The sequence below is a fragment of the Paenibacillus spiritus genome, assembly GCF_008710135.1.
Taxonomy (GTDB): domain Bacteria; phylum Bacillota; class Bacilli; order Paenibacillales; family Paenibacillaceae; genus Paenibacillus_AQ; species Paenibacillus_AQ glufosinatiresistens.
Genome location: NZ_VYKK01000012.1, coordinates 35,350 through 53,091 on the forward strand (window position 1 = coordinate 35,350; position 17,742 = coordinate 53,091).

18 protein-coding genes and 1 other annotated feature are annotated in these 17,742 nt (G+C 60.3%); of the genes, 10 read left to right on the forward strand and 8 right to left on the reverse strand.

Annotated features, from left to right (window positions below; genetic code table 11):
• The first annotated feature begins 6 nt into the window (after window positions 1-6).
• The 3 genes from rimI to F4V43_RS09270 all read left to right on the forward strand — a co-directional run bounded on the left by rimI (window position 7) and on the right by F4V43_RS09270 (window position 3,634).
• Window positions 7-477: a ribosomal protein S18-alanine N-acetyltransferase gene (gene rimI / locus F4V43_RS09260; RefSeq protein WP_150458117.1), complete on the forward strand. Its 471-nt coding sequence runs from the start codon at window positions 7-9 to the stop codon at window positions 475-477.
• Window positions 474-1,523 carry a tRNA (adenosine(37)-N6)-threonylcarbamoyltransferase complex transferase subunit TsaD gene (gene tsaD, locus F4V43_RS09265; RefSeq protein ID WP_150457965.1) on the forward strand — a complete coding sequence of 350 codons (1,050 nt, stop codon included), beginning with the start codon at window positions 474-476 and terminating at the stop codon, window positions 1,521-1,523. Before rimI ends, tsaD begins: the two co-directional genes overlap by 4 nt.
• A gap of 88 nt (window positions 1,524-1,611) precedes the next feature.
• Window positions 1,612-1,847: a binding site (T-box leader), on the forward strand.
• A gap of 59 nt (window positions 1,848-1,906) precedes the next feature.
• Window positions 1,907-3,634: a 2-isopropylmalate synthase gene (locus tag F4V43_RS09270; protein WP_223879838.1), complete on the forward strand. Its 1,728-nt coding sequence runs from the start codon at window positions 1,907-1,909 to the stop codon at window positions 3,632-3,634.
• 349 nt (window positions 3,635-3,983) lie between these two features.
• Here F4V43_RS09270 and F4V43_RS09275 read toward each other — a convergent pair whose 3' ends face one another.
• Window positions 3,984-5,930, reverse strand: coding sequence for an ABC-F family ATP-binding cassette domain-containing protein (locus tag F4V43_RS09275; protein WP_150457966.1), 1,947 nt, complete (start codon window positions 5,928-5,930; stop codon window positions 3,984-3,986).
• Window positions 5,931-6,104: 174 nt separating this feature from the next.
• On the opposite strand from F4V43_RS09275, the gene F4V43_RS09280 reads away from it, so the two are divergent.
• The 7 genes from F4V43_RS09280 to groL all read left to right on the forward strand — a co-directional run bounded on the left by F4V43_RS09280 (window position 6,105) and on the right by groL (window position 11,207).
• Window positions 6,105-6,743 (forward strand): 5-formyltetrahydrofolate cyclo-ligase, encoded by a 639-nt coding sequence (locus F4V43_RS09280; protein WP_191089537.1) that lies wholly within the window; start codon window positions 6,105-6,107, stop codon window positions 6,741-6,743.
• A 2-nt stretch (window positions 6,744-6,745) separates the two neighbouring features.
• The gene (moaC, locus tag F4V43_RS09285; RefSeq protein WP_150457968.1) at window positions 6,746-7,213 is read left to right on the forward strand and encodes a cyclic pyranopterin monophosphate synthase MoaC; all 468 of its coding nucleotides are present in this window, start codon (window positions 6,746-6,748) and stop codon (window positions 7,211-7,213) included.
• A 71-nt stretch (window positions 7,214-7,284) separates the two neighbouring features.
• A complete protein-coding gene (locus tag F4V43_RS09290) occupies window positions 7,285-7,770 on the forward strand; it encodes a molybdenum cofactor biosynthesis protein B (RefSeq protein ID WP_150457969.1) in 486 nt (161 codons plus the stop codon).
• A gap of 84 nt (window positions 7,771-7,854) precedes the next feature.
• Entirely contained in the window at window positions 7,855-8,073 is a 219-nt protein-coding gene (locus F4V43_RS09295; RefSeq protein WP_150457970.1) for a twin-arginine translocase TatA/TatE family subunit, read from the forward strand.
• A gap of 165 nt (window positions 8,074-8,238) precedes the next feature.
• A complete protein-coding gene (gene tatC / locus F4V43_RS09300) occupies window positions 8,239-8,982 on the forward strand; it encodes a twin-arginine translocase subunit TatC (RefSeq protein ID WP_223879843.1) in 744 nt (247 codons plus the stop codon).
• Window positions 8,983-9,244: 262 nt separating this feature from the next.
• A complete protein-coding gene (groES, locus tag F4V43_RS09305; RefSeq protein ID WP_150457972.1) occupies window positions 9,245-9,526 on the forward strand; it encodes a co-chaperone GroES in 282 nt (93 codons plus the stop codon).
• A 61-nt stretch (window positions 9,527-9,587) separates the two neighbouring features.
• The gene (gene groL / locus F4V43_RS09310) at window positions 9,588-11,207 is read left to right on the forward strand and encodes a chaperonin GroEL (RefSeq protein ID WP_150457973.1); all 1,620 of its coding nucleotides are present in this window, start codon (window positions 9,588-9,590) and stop codon (window positions 11,205-11,207) included.
• A 108-nt stretch (window positions 11,208-11,315) separates the two neighbouring features.
• Here the strand turns inward: groL and F4V43_RS09315 are convergent, their stop codons facing one another.
• The 7 genes from F4V43_RS09315 to F4V43_RS09345 form a co-directional block, all read right to left on the reverse strand.
• A complete protein-coding gene (locus tag F4V43_RS09315) occupies window positions 11,316-11,714 on the reverse strand; it encodes a hypothetical protein (protein WP_150457974.1) in 399 nt (132 codons plus the stop codon).
• A gap of 172 nt (window positions 11,715-11,886) precedes the next feature.
• Window positions 11,887-13,239 (reverse strand): LLM class flavin-dependent oxidoreductase, encoded by a 1,353-nt coding sequence (locus F4V43_RS09320; protein ID WP_150457975.1) that lies wholly within the window; start codon window positions 13,237-13,239, stop codon window positions 11,887-11,889.
• Between the two features lie 39 nt (window positions 13,240-13,278).
• On the reverse strand, window positions 13,279-14,160 hold the full coding sequence (locus tag F4V43_RS09325) for an ABC transporter permease (protein ID WP_150457976.1): 882 nt from the start codon (window positions 14,158-14,160) through the stop codon (window positions 13,279-13,281).
• Window positions 14,161-14,958, reverse strand: a complete 798-nt coding sequence (locus tag F4V43_RS09330) for an ABC transporter permease (RefSeq protein ID WP_150457977.1) — start codon at window positions 14,956-14,958, stop codon at window positions 14,161-14,163. It abuts the gene before it with no gap.
• A gap of 27 nt (window positions 14,959-14,985) precedes the next feature.
• Entirely contained in the window at window positions 14,986-16,065 is a 1,080-nt protein-coding gene (locus tag F4V43_RS09335; RefSeq protein WP_150457978.1) for an aliphatic sulfonate ABC transporter substrate-binding protein, read from the reverse strand.
• Window positions 16,066-16,095: 30 nt separating this feature from the next.
• Window positions 16,096-16,860: an ABC transporter ATP-binding protein gene (locus F4V43_RS09340; RefSeq protein WP_150457979.1), complete on the reverse strand. Its 765-nt coding sequence runs from the start codon at window positions 16,858-16,860 to the stop codon at window positions 16,096-16,098.
• Between the two features lie 205 nt (window positions 16,861-17,065).
• Window positions 17,066-17,668, reverse strand: coding sequence for a TetR/AcrR family transcriptional regulator (locus F4V43_RS09345; protein ID WP_150457980.1), 603 nt, complete (start codon window positions 17,666-17,668; stop codon window positions 17,066-17,068).
• Between the last annotated feature and the right edge of the window lie 74 nt (window positions 17,669-17,742).

The window sequence follows — 17,742 nt, forward strand, 5'->3', positions numbered from 1 at the left end:
CGCCTGATGACGCTGCAGGATATTCCGAGAATCCTGGTCATCGAGCGGGAAGCCTTTACGATGCCTTGGACGGAAGAAGCATTCCGCAACGAGCTGACTCATAATCATTTTGCCAAATATATGGTCATGGAATGGCAGGGCGACATCATCGGCTATGCGGGAATGTGGGCCATCGTCGACGAAGCCCATGTGACGAACATCGCGGTGCTGGAGGCTTACCGCGGACGCAAGTGGGGAGAGCGGCTGCTGGACGAGCTCATGAAGACGGCCGCCTACCTGGGGATGAAGTCCATCACTCTGGAGGTGCGGGTCTCGAATGAGGTCGCCCAGAATCTCTACCGCAAAAAAGGCTTCCGCCCCGCAGGGGTACGGAAGGGCTACTATTCCGATAACCGGGAAGATGCGCTGATTATGTGGGCGGATCTGCCGGCTTACCGGGATTTTGGCGTCATGGAAGGAAGCGTGGAACAGGAATGAGCGAGCATACAGGCGCAGAGGCGCCTTTCTATATTCTGGCGATCGAGACCAGCTGCGACGAGACTTCGGCCGCCATCGTGGAGAATGGCAGCGAGGTGCTGGCGAGCGTTATCTCCAGCCAGATCGAGACGCACAAAGCCTTTGGCGGGGTCGTGCCGGAGGTCGCTTCGCGCAAGCACGTCGAAGTGATTACGGTCATCGTGGAGGAAGCGCTTCGGCAGGCCGGGCTTAAGCCGGAGCAGCTGGACGCGGTCGCCGTCACCCAGGGACCGGGGCTGGTCGGCGCCCTGCTTGTCGGCGTCGTGGCCGCCAAGAGCCTGGCTCTGGCATGGAACAAGCCGCTGATCGGCACGCATCATATCGCCGGCCATATCTACGCCAACCGGCTTGTGGCAGAGCTGAAGTATCCCTGCCTGTCGCTTGTGGTCTCGGGCGGACACACGGAGCTGGTCAGTCTGGAAGCGGAAGGAGAGTTCCGGATCATCGGCCGGACGCGGGACGACGCTGTCGGGGAAGCTTACGACAAGGTGGCCCGGGCGCTCGGATTCCCGTATCCGGGCGGTCCCCATGTGGACAAGCTGGCGCGGGAATCGGCGGAGGCCGCTCCGCTGCCGCGCGTGTGGCTGGAGCCGGAGTCGTATGACTTCAGCTTCAGCGGACTGAAGTCGGCGGTCCTGAATCTGGTCAATCAGAGCCGGATGAAGGGCCTGGAGCCGGATGCGGGCGCCATCGCGCGCGGCTTCCAGGAATCGGTGGTGGAGGTGCTGGTCGGCAAGGCGATCCGGGCCGTCCGGGAGACCGGAGCGCAGCAGCTTCTGCTCTGCGGCGGTGTCGCAGCCAACCGCGGCCTGCGGTCGGCGCTTGCGGAGCGGTGCAGCGCCGAGGGCATCGAACTGATCGTCCCGCCGCCGGTGTACTGCACCGACAACGCCGCCATGATCGGCGCGGCCGCCTATGTCAAGTGGCGGCGGGACGGCGGGACGGCGCTGGATATGGTGGCCGACGCCGGACTCTCGCTGGAGGAATGGTCGGCCGGAAGGCATTGACCGGAAACTTCGACTTGATTGCGGCGTGAAGCTGTGTTAATCTCTATAGCAACTTAACTTCATCATTTAACTTCAGCAGCAACTTTATATCCAAGCGTGGATGAGGAATTAGTACGTTTCTCCCCTGAGCTTCCAGAGAGCGGCCGGAAGGTGGAAGGCCGCAGCCAGGAATTCGGAACTCCCCTCGGAGCTGCATACCGAAGATTCAGTAGGCTATGCCGGGTGCCCCCGTTACAGGGATAGGATGTGTCAGCATCCGATGAGTGCGCCTGAATCAGGCGAATTAGAGTGGTACCGCGCGAGGTGAATAACCGCGTCTCTTGATAATCAAGAGATGCGGTTTTTTTGTTGGATCATCCCACCCCTTAGAGGAGGTAACAACCATGTCCATGTCCCCCCGCAAGTACGCAGGAGAACCCGATTTCCGCTATGCCGGCCGCACCTGGCCGGACAACGTCATTACGGAGGCTCCGATCTGGTGCAGCACCGATCTGCGCGACGGCAACCAGGCGCTTCAGGTACCGATGAACACGGAACAGAAGCTGGCCTTCTTCGAGCTGCTGACGGGCATCGGGTTCAAGGAGATTGAGGTGGCGTTCCCATCCGCCTCGGAGACCGAATATGAGCTGGTCCGCCGGCTGATTGAAGAGGACCGGATTCCGGAGGATGTGACGATTGAGGTCTTCACCCAGGCCCGCGACCACCTGATCGACCGCACCTTCGAGTCGGTGAAAGATGCGCGGCGGGCCATCGTCCATCTGTACAATTCGACCTGCCCGCTGCACCGGGAAGTCGTGTTCGGGATGGACCGGGAGGAGATCAAGGCGATCGCCGTCAAGGGCGCCCGGCGGTTCAAGGAGCTGGCGGAGCGGTATGGACCCGAGAAGTATTTTTTTGAATACTCCCCCGAGACCTTCAACGCCACCGAGATGGATTATGTCATTGAGCTCTGCAATGTGGTGCTGGACGTCTGGCAGCCGACTCCGGAGCATAAGGCGATCATCAATCTCCCCGAGACGGTGCAGCTGGCAACGCCGAATGTCTATGCCGACCAGATCCAGTATGTATCGGAGCGGCTGAACTACCGGGATTCGGTTATCGTCAGCGTCCATGTCCACAATGACCGCGGCACGGGCGTGGCCGCTACGGAGCTTGCGCTCATGGCCGGGGCCCAGCGGGTCGAGGGAACGCTCTTCGGCAACGGCGAGCGGACGGGCAACGTGGATCTGGTGACGCTGGCGCTGAATCTGTACACGAAGGGCATCGATCCCGGACTGGACTTCTCCCGCCTGGACGAGATCGCCGAAGCCTGCGAGCGGCTGACGGGCATGGGCGTTCCGCCCCGATACCCGTATTCGGGCGAACTCGTGTTCACGGCCTTCTCGGGATCGCATCAGGATGCGATCAAGAAGGGGATGGACCGGCTGGAGCAGCCGTATGAACGCTGGCGGATGCCTTACCTGATTATCGATCCCAAGGACATCGGCCGGAGCTATGAAGCGATCATTCGGGTCAACTCGCAGTCAGGCAAGGGCGGAGTCTTCTACCTGCTGAATACGCACTACGGCATCGAGCCGCCTAGAGCGCTGCAGCAAGAGTTCGGCGACCGGTGCACCCGGGTCTCGGACCGGGGGAGCAAGGAGTTGGCCCCGGCTGAGCTGTACAGCCTGTTCGAGCAGGAATACGTGAACCGGGGCGACCGGCTCCGGCTGGCGTGCTATACGGAATCGCGCGAAGAGGACGGGGTCCGGGTTGAGGCGGAAATCGAATACGGCGGCGTCCGCAGCCTGGTGGAAGGACGGGGGAACGGACCGCTCGATGCGCTTCGCGGCGCGCTTGCAGGACTGTTGAACAACGGAAGTCCGGGCGGGGAGGAGCCAGGCGCATCGCCGCTTGTCTTCGATATCGCAACCTACAGCCAGAATGCAACGCGAGTCGGTTCGGATGCCAAAGCCGTCTCCTACATCCGAATCGTGGACGCTTCCGGCTGCGGCTTCTGGGGAGCTGGCATGGATACGCATATTGGGCAGTCCTCGGTGAAGGCGCTGCTGAGCGCCGTCAACCGGATGCTGGCGGAAGTCTCCGTCCCGGCTGCCGAATCGAACCGATGACAAGAGGTGCAGGGGGTGCGAGCATTTTGTCAAGATGTGGACAACGTTATCCACATATTCTGCCCGATCTGTGCAAAATCTGCGGAAATGCAGCAGGGAAGCCTCTTTGTTAAACCCTGAAAATGAGGGGTGTTTTTTCATAGATGAACTGTGGAAAATGTGGATAATGTGGATAGAATCGTGGATAAAAAAGGGTGGACTCCACATTTCCAAATTTGACGCAGAAAAAAAGGCCCTCCGGGCCTTTTTTGGAGAAAACTTATACACGACTTCTGGGGATAAGGCTGTGGACAACCGGAGAAGGACGAAATCGGGAAAATCATGAATTTTTGTTGAAGCCAGCGATTTCCTAATTCTCGGCCAGCCGCTCCCACTCGTCAAAAACCTCCGCCAGCCGCTCTTTGCGCGCGGTAAGCTGCTGTTCATGGCTCTGCAGCGCCATATAATCCTGAAAAACCTCGGGATTCGCCATGCTCTGCTCGATCCCGGCAATCTCCGACTCCAGCTCTCCGATCAGGTCCTCCAGCTCGGCCAGCCGGCGCTGGCGGCTGCGCTCTTCGCGCTTGGCCTGCTTGTCGGCCTCGTAGGAGGAGGCCGGAGACTTGTCCGCCGCCTCCTGGGGAGCCGCACCCGGAGCGGAAGTGGCCGGTGCAGGCGCTTCGCTGGCCGCCAGTTCGGCCAGCTCCTGCTTCTTGGCGATGTAGTCGTCGTAATTGCCCAGATACGGATCAATTCCGTCCGGCGACAGCTCCAGCACCCGCTCCGCCATCTTGTTGAGGAAATAACGGTCATGGGAGATGAACAGCAGCGTGCCTTCAAAGTCGATGAGCGCCGACTCCAGCACCTCCCGGCTGACAAGATCGAGATGGTTGGTAGGCTCGTCGAGAATGAGCATATTGGCGCCGCGCAGCATCAGCTTGGAGAGGGCAACCCGCGCCTTCTCGCCGCCGCTCAAAGCGGCCACCTTCTTCTGGACGTCCTCGCCGCTGAACAGGAAATTGCCGAGAATGGTCCGGATGCGGGCCTCCTCCAGCATCGGATACTCGCTCCACAGTTCTTCCAGCACCGTATTGTTCGGATTCAGCCGGGTCTGCTCCTGATCGTAGTAGCCGATCTTGACCTTCGCTCCCCAGTTCACGGTGCCGCCGGACGGCTCCCGGGACCCGATCAGACACTGCAGCAGCGTGGACTTGCCGATGCCGTTCGGGCCGATCAGGGCAGCGGTGTCGCCCCGGCGAAGCTCGAACGAGGCGTCCCGGAACAGCGTCTTGCCGGGCTCGAAGGAGATGGAGACGCCGCGAACCTGGAGCACCTCGCGGCCGGACTGGAAATCGGGCTCAAAAGAGAAGCTGGCCTTCTTGAGATCGCCGAGCGGGCGGTCGATCCGGTCCATCTTGTCCAGCGCCTTCCGGCGGCTCTGGGCCCGCTTCGTCGTGGAAGCGCGGACGATATTGCGCTGGATGAACTCCTCCATGCGGGCAATCTCGTCCTGCTGCTTCTCATACTGCTTCAGCCGGCTCTCGTACTCGGCCTCTTTCAGTTCCACGTAACGCGTATAGTTGCCGGTATAGCGTCTGGACTGGTGCCGCTCGATTTCAACGATGCCGGTTACCAGCCGGTCGAGAAAATAGCGGTCATGGGAGACGACGAGGATGCCGCCGGGGTAGCTGCGCAGATAATCCTCCAGCCAGGTCAGCGTCTCGATGTCGAGATGGTTGGTCGGTTCGTCCAGCATCAGAAGGTCAGGCGCCTGAAGCAAAATGCGGGCAAGCGCGAGCCGCGTCTTCTGGCCGCCGCTCAAAGTATTGATCTTCGTCTCGGCCGGGAATTCGCCGAAGCCCATGCCGTGCAGCACGCTGCGGATGCGCGTGTTCATCTCGTAGCCGCCGTTGTCCCTGAACCAGTCGGACAGTGTGGAATAGCGCTCCAGAAGTTCGTTGTAGCGCTTCTCGTCCCCGGCGGCATCCGGATCGGCGATCTGCTCTTCCAGCCGGCGCAGCTCTTCTTCGGCCGCCAGCAGCGGCTCGAACACGGCGAGCATCTCCTCCCCGATCGTCCGGTCCGATTGCAGGCCGCTGTTCTGGGCAAGATAGCCGATCGTTGTTTCTTTCGCTTTATAGATTTGCCCGCTGTCGTAGCTGAGCTCTCCGGCCAGAATCTGCAGGAAGGTCGATTTGCCCGCGCCGTTGACGCCGACCAGCCCGACCCGCTCCTTCTCGTTGACCTGAAGGCTGATGCCTTCCAGTACGGGCTGAATGCCATATAATTTCGTAATGCCTGTTGCTTGAAGCAGCATAGTAAGTGTAACCTCCGCCCTTACCTGTGATTATCAAAACGTTCTTCTGTCTTTCAGTGTACATGAAAAAGCACGGCCACCGCCAGAGCTTCCCTTCATTGGCTTCCGGGGGGGAACAGTGGTACACTGATAGTTAAATGGGAACATCAGCGGCGGAGCGGAAGAGGGATGGATATGCCGGGCGGAGAATGGAACAGAACGGGAGAAACGACGGAGGCAAAAGCTGCGCTGCGCCGCTTGGCGGCAAGCCGGCGGGATGCGCTGGAGGGACCTCTGCGGGAACGCTGGTCCCGGGAAGCCTGCGGCCTGGCTTGGGCCTGGATGACCGAGGCGGGATATGCCTCTCTGATGGCTTATGCCGCCATCCGCTCCGAACTCGATGCCGGTTCCCTGCTGGATCAGGCCTGGTCCGCTTCCATGGAAGTCTTCCTGCCGCGTGTCGCGGCGGGAGGACTGCTGGAGACCGGACGGGTCCAATCCCGCAGCGAGCTGGTGCCGGGGGTCTTCGGAATCCCCGAGCCCGCCCCTGCGGCCTGCCGGGCCTCCGGCGGGGCTCTGCCGGAACTTGTTCTGGTTCCGGGCCTCGCCTTCGACGAGAGCGGCGGCCGGCTGGGATACGGCCGCGGCTACTACGACCGTCTGCTGACCCGTCTGGAAGAAGAAGCTGCCGGAAGCGGAAGGCAGCGTCCGGTCCGGGCGGGCCTTTGCTTCTCGGCTCAGGTGGTGCCGGAGGTTCCGGTCGACGGGAAGGACAGGTTCATGGATATGCTGATTACAGAGAAGGGCATCACGATCTGCAAGGGGAGGGCTTGAATTTGGAATGGACGCATTTTGACCATCAGGGCCGCGCCCGGATGGTCGATGTCGGAGGCAAGGAGGTCACGCAGCGCAGCGCGACCGCGCGCAGCACCGTGACGATGGCGCCGCAGGTGCTGGAAGCCATTAAATCCGGGACGGTCGGCAAGGGCGATGTGCGGAGTGTGGCGCAGGTCGCCGGCATCATGGCGGCGAAGAAGACATCGGATCTCATTCCGATGTGCCATCCGCTGCCGCTGACCGGAGTGGAGCTGTCTTTTGACGACAACAACGCAGATGAACTATATATAGAAGCGACCGTGCGGACGACCGGCCGGACCGGCGTCGAGATGGAGGCGCTGACGGCCGTATCGGCCGCCGCGCTGACCGTGTACGATATGTGCAAGGCGCTTCAGAGAGACATGACGATCGGGCCGACGCTGCTGCTGTCCAAGAGCGGCGGCGCAAGCGGCGATTACCGGCGGTAACGCTGCCCGGCCAAGCCGCGCAAGGGCGGCCAAGCACACGGCAAAGTACATAAGAAGGGGGGGGAGAACCCATGGCATGGAAGACGGCCATTCTGACGGCCAGCGACAAGGGAGCCCGGGGGGAGCGGGAAGATACGAGCGCCCAGGTCATCCGCGAGCTGGTGGAAGAAGAACTTGGCGGTGAAATTGTGGAATACCGGATTGTTCCGGACGAAGAGGATGAGATCATCGCTGCTCTGATCGAGCTGACCGATTACTTTCAGGCCGATCTGGTGCTGACGACGGGCGGAACGGATCTGGCGATCCGGGACGTCACCCCGGAAGCGACCCGCCGGGTCATTGAACGCGAGGTTCCGGGAATGCCGGAAGCAATGCGCGCGGCCGTGCTGCCGAAGAACCGGACGGCCATGCTGTTCCGCGGCATTGCCGGAATTCGCGGCAGAACCCTGATCGTCAACCTTCCGGGCAACCCGAAGGGCGTACATGAGCATCTGGCGGCGATTATGGATCAGCTCCCGGAAGCCTTGCTCATGGTGACCGGGCAGTTCAGGCAGTAGCCGGCGGCTGCGGTTCGCATGTGATATAAGTTATGGTATGATAAGGAAGTTAGGCTACGTTAATCTGGAACGGGAGGAATCCGAATGTTCAACTCCATCGGAACACCGGGATTTATACTGCTCGCCATTCTTGCCCTGCTTCTCTTCGGTCCGAACAAGCTGCCTGAGCTGGGGCGCGCGGTGGGAAGAACCTTCCGTGAATTCAAGGACGGCACACGCGAGGTGCTGGCCGAGGATTCGGCGCGTGCGGCTTCCGGTCCGCAGCAGACGGCGCAGGCTGAACCGGACAAGCGGTTGCCTTAGAGAAGACCGCTGGCCCGAACGGCTTCTGGCCGGATTTTAGACAGAACAAGAGGGATGACCGCCGAGCTGCCGGCCGGCGGCCCTTTTTTTGTAGAAAGAACCGCCTTTCACAGATTGCGCGCGGGGGGAGTGACGAACGTGGCGGGATCGCAACAACAGGAAGAAATGTCGCTCGTCGAGCATTTGACCGAGCTGCGGCGCAGGCTGATCGGCGTGCTGGCCGTTCTCTTCATCGGACTGATCGGCGGGCTGTACTGCGCGCAGCCGGTCTATCGCTATCTGATTCGCGCTGAGAGCGCCCAGGGGTATCAGCTGCATGCCTTCGCATCCTGGGACGGAATCGGCATCTATATGAAGATTGCCATGGCCGTTGCGCTGGCGGTCGGCCTGCCGTTCATCGTTTATCAGATCTGGGCATTCGTCCGTCCGGCGCTTCACCCCGAAGAGCGGAGCGCGGCGCTGCGGTATGTCCCTTATGTCTTTCTGCTGTTCGTGGCGGGCCTTGCCTTCGGTTATTATATCGTTTTCCCGATGGCGCTGGCCTTTACCGCTTCGGTGAACCGGAACTTGGGGCTGGCCGAGACCTATGGGATTACGCAGTATTTCGATTTCATGTTCAATCTGGTGCTGCCGCTGGCGCTGCTGTTCGAGCTGCCGCTGGCCGTGCTGTTCCTGACCCGCATCCGGCTCTTGAACCCGATGCGGCTTAGGAAGCTTCGCCGGTACGCCTATTTCGCACTCGTCTTCATCGCGGTCGTCATTACGCCGCCCGACTTCATCTCCGATATTCTGGTGACGATTCCGCTGCTTGCGCTCTATGAATTCAGCGTTCTGCTGTCGGCGCTGGTCTACCGCAAGCAGCTGGCGGCCGACGCGGCGCGGGAGGCGCGCTATATTCGGGAGGCATAATTCTCCCAGCCGTGGATAGAATGGAAGAGAGGTTTCGGGGGGGACAGCCCCCCGGAGCGCTTTTTCCTGAATTTGTGGGAAAAAGAGTGTGCAGGGACTTGAAATCCGCCCGCAAGTTGAGTAATATAAAAATTGTTGTTAGCACTACGCGATGTCGAGTGCTAATAAAGGCGGATACCCGCAACGCGGCTCTGCGCTTCTTGCCCGCATGGCGTTGCCGCAGCCGCTTGACCAACCACATAATTAAAGGAGGCTGTTTTTCATGATCAAACCTTTAGGTGAACGCGTATTGGTGGAACCGATCGAGCAGGAGCAGACGACTTCGTTCGGTATCGTACTGCCCGACTCCGCCAAGGAGAAGCCGCAGGAAGGCAAAATCGTAGCCGTTGGCGCCGGTGCGCTGAAAGACGGCGTGCGCGTGCCGCTGGAAGTCAAGGAAGGCGACCGTGTGCTCTTCTCCAAATATGCCGGAACTGAAATCAAGTACGAAGGCAAAGAGTATTTGATTATGAAAGAAAGCGACATTCACGCCATTCTCGGCTAAGACGATTTGCATAAGAACGACATTCAAATACTTACAATTTAACAGGGAGGTAATTTGAATCATGGCTAAAGATATTAAGTTCAGTGAAGAAGCGCGTCACGCAATGCTCCGCGGGGTAGACGCCCTGGCTAACGCTGTTAAGGTAACGCTCGGACCGAAAGGCCGCAACGTTGTGCTGGAGAAGAAATTCGGCAGCCCGCTGATCACGAACGACGGCGTAACGATCGCCAAGGAGATCGAACTGGAAGACGCTTTTGAGAACATGGGCGCCCAGCTCGTGAAGGAAGTAGCGACCAAGACGAACGACGTCGCCGGCGACGGTACGACAACGGCAACGGTTCTGGCGCAAGCGCTGATTCGCGAAGGCCTGAAGAACGTAACGGCAGGCGCCAGCCCGATCGGACTGCGCAAAGGCATCGACAAGGCCGTTCGCGCCGCTGTTGAAGAACTGCAGAAGATCGCCAAGCCGATCGAAGGCAAGCAGTCCATCGCCCAGGTTGCCGCGATTTCCGCAGCCGACGAGGAAGTGGGCCAGCTGATCGCCGAAGCGATGGAGAAGGTGGGCAAGGACGGCGTTATCACCGTCGAAGAATCCCGCGGCTTCGCGACCGAGCTGGAAGTGGTGGAAGGCATGCAGTTCGACCGCGGCTACATCTCCCCGTACATGATTACCGACACGGACAAGATGGAAGCGGTTCTGGACAATCCTTACATCCTCATCACCGACAAGAAGATCAGCAGCACGCAAGAGATTCTGCCGCTGCTTGAGAAGATCGTTCAGCAGTCCCGTCCGCTGGTGATTATCGCCGAAGATATCGAAGGCGAAGCTCAGGCCATGCTGATCGTCAACAAGCTGCGCGGCACATTTAACGCTGTGGCTGTCAAGGCTCCTGGCTTTGGCGACCGCCGCGAAGCCATGCTGCAGGATATCGCCGCTCTGACCGGCGGCCAGGTAATTACCGAGAAGCTCGGTCTGGATCTGAAGAGCACAACGGTCGACCAGCTCGGCAATGCCCGTCAAGTGCGCGTAACCAAAGAGAACACCACGATCGTGGACGGCGCAGGCGCCAAGGAAGACATCCAGGCCCGTGTCAGCCAGATCCGCTCCCAGCTCGAAGAAACGACTTCCGAGTTCGACAAGGAGAAGCTGCAGGAACGTCTGGCCAAGCTGGCCGGCGGCGTAGCCGTTGTGAAAGTCGGCGCCGCTACCGAGACCGAGCTGAAAGAACGCAAGCTTCGCATCGAAGACGCCCTGAACGCAACCCGCGCTGCGGTTGAAGAAGGCATCGTATCCGGCGGCGGTACCGCTCTGGTCAATGTCTACAAAGCCGTTGCCGCTGTCGATGTAACCGGCGACGAGAAGACCGGCGTGAACATCGTGCTGCGCGCTCTGGAAGAGCCGATCCGCACCATCGCCGCGAATGCCGGCCAGGAAGGTTCCGTTATCGTGGACCGTCTGAAGAAGGAAGAAGTCGGCATCGGCTACAACGCCGCTACCGACGAGTGGGTGAACATGATCGAAGCCGGTATCGTCGATCCGGCCAAGGTTACCCGTTCCGCACTGCAGCATGCCGCTTCCGTAGCAGGTCTGTTCCTGACGACCGAAGCTGTGATCGCCGACAAGCCGGCTCCAGAGAAGCCAATGGCTCCTGACATGGGCGGTATGGGCGGCATGATGTAAGGTTTCAATAAATCAATAAATCGCACGAAAGCAGAGGCCTCTCCGAAGTTCAGTGAACTTCGGAGAGGCCTCTTTCGATGGGGTTCGGGGTTCACGGCGTGAATGAACTCAGTTCCCGGTCTTGCCGTTCAGCGGCGGATACTCGGTGGAATAAAAGGATGGCGAGGGGGTAGGGTAGACGTTCCGAAGGTCCTGCTCCAGCTGCTGGCGAAAAAGGTCAAGCTGCTGCTGCAGCATGGAGGACATCTGCGTAATGGTATAGTCCGTCTCATTGCTGTTCTGCTGCAGCCCCGTGAAGTAGGCGGCATTCTTGGCTTCGGATTTGATCCATTGGCCCTGGACAAGAACATGGGTGGTGCCGGTAATGCGGTTGATTCGGACGGGATACTTCTGTTCAAGCTCATCGTAGCGGTACAGGCCCGGACACACGAACAGACCGAAGAGAACGATGGCCAGCAGGCCGGTGATGCATTGAAGAATCAGACGGGAATAACTCTTGTGGTTCACAATTAAATTCCTCCTTTTGCTCCCATCAGTATATTATGGCAATAACGCCCTGTATATAAATTACATCATGATGTGCAGCATCCAAGCCCCTCTCATGCCGGATAGGGATGGGTCAGGGCATGCCAAAGCTCTCCGGGAGAAATTCCCGGAGAGCTTGAGGCGTTTCAGGAGGTTATACGGCAAAAGTGCCGTTGGGCTGCCGAAAATGTCCAATCTGCGGCCGGGCCAGGCCCAGATGATCCCGAAGTGTGGAGCCTTCGTACTCGGTGCGGAACAGGCCCCTCTTCTGAAGGACAGGCACCACCTGATCGACGAAGATGTCCAGGTCGCCCGGCAGCACCGGCGGCATGATGTTGAAGCCGTCGCAGCCGCGCTGCTCGAACCATTCCTCCATCAGATCCGCGAGCTGCCCGGGGGTGCCTACGAATTGCATATGGCCTCTTGCGCCGAGCAGCCTCCGGCCGAGCTCCAGGATGGACAGATTGTCCTTGCGGGCCAGATCCATAATGAGCTGAACCCGGCTCTTCATTCCGTTGCTCGATTCGACGGGATCGGGGATGTCCGGCAGCGGACCGTCGGCCGGGTACCCGCCGAGATCAACCTGAAGAATGCCGGACACCATCATGACCGCCTCCTCCGGGTCGATCAGGTCAAGCAGCTCGCGTTCGCGGCGCTTCGCTTCTTCTTCGGTCGAGCCCAGAATCGGAGAGAGGCCCGGCATGATGAGCAGACTGTCCGGCTCCCGTCCGGACGCGGCCACCTTGGCTTTCAGCCTGCTGTAGAAGGCCTGCGCGGCCGGCAGCGATTGCTGGGCGGTGAAGATCACCTCGCCGATCCGGGCGGCGAATGCCTGGCCCGGTTCGGAAGACCCCGCCTGGATCAGCACCGGATAGCCCTGCGGCGGCCGGGGGGTGATAAGCGGTCCCCTGGAATTGTACCACTCGCCTTGGTAGTCGACCGGATGAAGCTTGGAGACATCGGCGAAGACGCCTTCCTTCCGGTCCAGCACCAGCGCGTCGTCCTCCCAGCTGTCCCACAGCCGGGTGACGACCTCTACGAACTCCGCCGCCATCTCGTAGCGGAGGCTGTGCTCGGGGTGCTTCTCCCGGCCGAAGTTATGCGCTTCGGCGTCAACCTGCGAGGTGACGATATTCCAGCCCGCCCGGCCGCCGCTGATAAGATCCAGCGTTGCCATCCGGCGCGCGACGTGAAAAGGCTCGTTGTAGGTAGTGGAGACCGTTGCCGTCAGACCGATGTGCGAGGTGACCATGGAGAGTGCAGAGAGCAGCGACACGGGGTCCAGCATGCCGGCCGCCGCCCGGCCGGGGTAGATGAGATGCAGCAGGTCGGCGAAGAAGATCATGTCGAACTTGCCGCGTTCGGCCGTCTTCGCCAGCTGTTCGTACAGCTTGATGTCGAACATCTGCTCCACGCCCGAAGCGGGATGCCGCCAGCCGGCGTGATGATGTCCGCTGAAATACAGGAATGCTCCGAGATGAAGCTGTCCGTCACGGGTACGGGTCATAAGTAGTCGCCTCCGTTGAATAGTAGTAGGGATCCGTCCTCAGCCTTTGTATGCGGTGCTCCACTTCAGCCAGCGCCGCTCCAGCGCCCGGACGCCGACATCGGACAGCTTGCCTGCGGCCATGAAGACGATCAGGCCGACAAAGACGATGTCCGTATTGCTGAACACGCGGGCATCCTGGATCATGTAGCCGATTCCCGAGCTTGCTCCCATCATCTCCGCGATGGCGAGGATGAGCCAGGAGGCGCTGACGGCCAGCCTGACGCCGAGCAGAAGGTTGGGGAGCGCGGCGGGAAGCACCAGCGCCGTCAGCTTGTGCCAGGGCGAATACTGAAGGACCAGCGTGACTTCGTGCAGCTTCCGGTCGGCCGCCCGCACGCCGAGGAAGGTATGGAAGTAGACCGGGAAGAAAGAACCGAGCGCGATCAGCAGAATTTTGGAGAATTCCCCGACGCCGAACCACAGAATGAACAACGGAATCAAAGTCATCAGCGGCACGGTTCTGAGCATCTGCATAGAGGGGTCCAGCGTCCGCTCGGCCCATTTACCGAGCCCGGTGAACAACCCCAGGAGCAGGCCCGTCGCGCCTCCGAGCAGACAACCGGACGCGGCGCGAAAGGCGCTTGCGCCGAGATGCCGGAACAGTTCGCCCGAGAGAGAGAGCCGAACCAGCGATTGGACGATGCGCGAGGGAGCGGGCAGCAGCGTTCCAGAGACCCATCCGAGCATGGATACGGTCTGCCAGAGAAGCAGGACGGCTGCCGGGACGATCCAGCCCTGCCAGCCGGCGGGACGAATGCGCCGCCGGACGGCCGGACGGGCCCGGGGCAGCGGACCCCGGGAAGCGGCCGATGGAGCCGCAGCCCCGGAAGCGGCGGCATGCACGGAGGCCGGCGCCGGATGATCGATCAGTTCGTTCATTTAAGCTCCTCCTCCCTGCCGGTTGTCCTGCCACCGCAGCAGGCGGGATTCCGCCAGCCGGACTATCGAGTCGGTCAGCTTGCCGACGGCCGCAAAGACCAGAATCCCTACGAAGATGACGGCGGTAAGCGAGAACGACCGGGCGTCATTGATAATATAGCCGATGCCCGAGCTCGACCCCATCAGTTCCGCGACCACGAGCGCCAGCCAGCTGACGCCGATGGACAGCCGCATGCCGAGGAAGACGGAGGGCAGCGAAGCCGGAAGCACAAGCCTTGCGATGGTCTGGGCCCGGGTGAATTCCAGCACGCGGGCAACGTCGAACAGCTCGTTGTTCACCGAGCGGACGCCCAGGAACGTATTGACGTAGAGCGGAAAGAAGGCCGCCTTGGCGATCAGCAGAACTTTTGAGGTCTCGTCAAAGCCGAACCACAGAATGAACAGCGGCGCAACAGCCAGATGGGGCAGTGTGCGGAGCAGCTGGATGGAAGGATCGAGCAGCCGCTCGGCCTTCAGCGAGAACCCGACCCACAGCCCGGCGGCCAGTCCCAGACCGCCGCCGAGCAGAAAGCCGAGCGTTGCGCGCTTCGCGGAGATCCAGAGATTGCTCCCTAATTCGCCGGAGCGGGCCATGTCCGTCAGCGCCTCCCAGATCGCGCGGGGCGGAGGAATGAGGACGGCGTTGACGAGGCCCCGCGACGTCGCATACTGCCATACGGCGAGCAGAGCAAGGGGCAGCAGCAGACCGATAAGGGCGTTGGCCGAGCGGATAGCGAACTTGCTTGTTCTAACGGACACGGACGTCACGCTCCTTCGGGGATGGAATCAGGGCTTGCTGTTCTCGGCAGCATACTCGGTGAGCGCCTCTTCGATATAGCGATTGTCGAATACCTCCGAGACATTGACCTGCTTTTTGATGGTGCCGAGCTTGTATTGGAAATCTGCGGTGGCCTGCTGCTGGGCGATTGTCTCCGGGCTCACCGGCGTATTGATATAGGCGGAACGCTCCTGGAAGCCCCTCATCAGGTCCACGGGAATCTGGTTCTCGTCCGCATAACGCTGCATCGCTTCATCGTTGTGCGCTTCCTGCCAGCGGAGCGCCTTCTCGATCACTTTCAGATAAGCCACGACCAGCTCCGGGGATTGATCGGCGAACTTGGTCCGCACAAGCTGGAAGGAGGGGGACAGCACGCCCGCGCTTTCTCCGTCGGCGACAATCCGCGCTTTGCCGGTGGCCGTGTTCAGCGTAATGCTCGGATCCCAGACGGACCAGGCATCCACCTTGCCGGCATCGAAGGCGGCCTGCGTCTCATCCGGCTGAAGCTGGATGACCTGAAGATCGGATTCCTTCAAGCCCGCTTTCTCCAAAAGCTGATACAGGAAGTTGAAGGCATTGCTTCCTTTGGTGACGGCAACCTTCTTGCCTTTCAAGTCGGCGGCGGATTGTATGGCGCTGTCCTTAGGCACGATCAGAGCGACGTTGTTCTTGCCGCTGAGCGTCTGGGACACGATTTTGAAATCAATGCCTGCGGCCTGTGCCGCAATCGGGGGCAGATTGCCCATGCCGGCAAAATCGAGGTGGTTGGAGGCCATCGCCTCTACCATCGGCGGACCGCTCTGGAACTCGGAGAATTCGACCTTGGCGCCGAAGGGGGCGAAGGCTTCCTCGAACCATTTCTCTTCCCGGATTTTACCGAACAGACCGCCCTTGCCCTGATAACCGATGCGAACCGTCACGCCTTCGTAGGAGGGGGAGGCAGCCAGGTTCAGCGCGCCGGATTTCCCGTCGGGTCCTGCGGAGGAGGCAGCGGCGTTGACGCTCGAGTCGTTGCTGCCGCTGCCGCAGCCGGCCACGGCCAGCAGCAGGACGAAGAGGGCGAGCAGGGCGAACGTTTTATTTTTCATAGAAAGACAGCTCCTTATAGTCAGATAAATTTAGATGCCGGCTCCCCGGTCGATGGCCGGGCCTTCCACTTTCTCGAATTCACGGAGGACAAGGGTGCGGTATTCCTGGAAGGAGGTGCTGCTGCGTCTGCGGGGATAGGGAAGGTCGATGTCGATGACGCTGCGGATATGCCCGGGCCGGGGGTTCATAATCACGACGCGTTCCCCGAGGAAGACCGCTTCGTCGAGATCGTGCGTGACAAACAGCATGGTTGTGCGGTTGCGTTCCCAGATGTCGAGCAGCACTTCCTGCATATGCGATCTGGTAAAAGCGTCCAGCGCGCCGAACGGCTCATCGAGAAGCAGCACCTCCGGCCTGCGCAGCAGGGCGCGGGCGATGGCGACCCGTTGGGCCATGCCGCCGGACAGCTCCCGGGGGTACGCCCGTTCAAAGCCTTGAAGCCGGACGAGTTCAATCAGCTCGGCGACCCGCTTGCGGACCTCGGGGCTGCGCAGCGACAGGTTGGCGGCAATGTTCTTCTCTACGGTCAGCCAGGGAAAGAGGCGCGGTTCCTGAAAAATAACGCCTTTGTCGATGCCGGGGCCCGAAATGGCCTTGCCGTTCAACTCGACCTGGCCGGTGTAGCCGGTGTCGAGCCCGGCTACAATCTTGAGCAGCGTGCTCTTGCCGCAGCCGCTCGGACCGATGAAGGTCACCAGCTGGCCTTCCTGAATCTGCAGCCGGATATCATGAAGCGCCGTAACCGGCCCGGCCGGCGTGTCAAAAGTGCGGTGAAGCTGGTGAATGGCTAGCACGAAACCGCCTCCTTGTTTTATTAATTAATCAGATAAAAATACTTGGTTTTATAGGGAATAAAAAAACCATTCTCTCCAGTGTGTCTGGTCGAAATAGGTTGAGGTACAAACCGAATAATTAATCGGTTTGTCATATTCGTATTATGTTCTGACGAGTAAGGGGATGTCAAGATGATTTTTATCACTGACATCCCCTTGGAGGGCGTTAAATTCGGTTTCTCTTGTCCAGCAGCTTCAGCACGCCGTCTACCCGAATCGGCGCCTGCACCTCTGCGCCCGGAACGCGCTGCAGGGTCAGGCCCTGGATCAGGCTGACCAGATAGAACGCCAGCTCCAGCGGATCGCCGTCGATCACTGCGCCCTCCCGCTGTCCCTGCTCGATAATGGCGGAGACGGGCAGCAGGTTCCGGGTGAACCGCTCTGTTACCTGACTGCGCGTTCCCGGCAGGGAAGTCTCCGCCAGGCGGGCGCTGTGAATCAGGATGGTATGCGCCCAGTGGTTGCGGACGGACAGCCAGCTGGAACAGATCAGATGCAGCTTCTCCAGGGCCGGCAGATCGAGCGAGGCGGTATGGGTCACAAATTCGCCGTAGGCTGTCTGTCCCCGCTTCAGAATCTCGTCAAAAATCTCGTCCTTGGATTTGAAATAATGATAGACGTTGCCGACGCTGATCTTGGCCGCGGCCGCAATATCGCTGATGCTGACTGCCCCGATTCCCTTGACGGCGATGACTTCAAGCGCGCAGTCCAGCAGGTGGTTGAGCCGCTTCTCGCGCAGCGCTTGGTCTTTCTCGGCATTTCTAGCCACTCGTGTATTCCTCCATCAGGTCTTGACGTGGGATATGCTCTTGGGATGAACCGTTACTTAGTATAAGCCGGTCC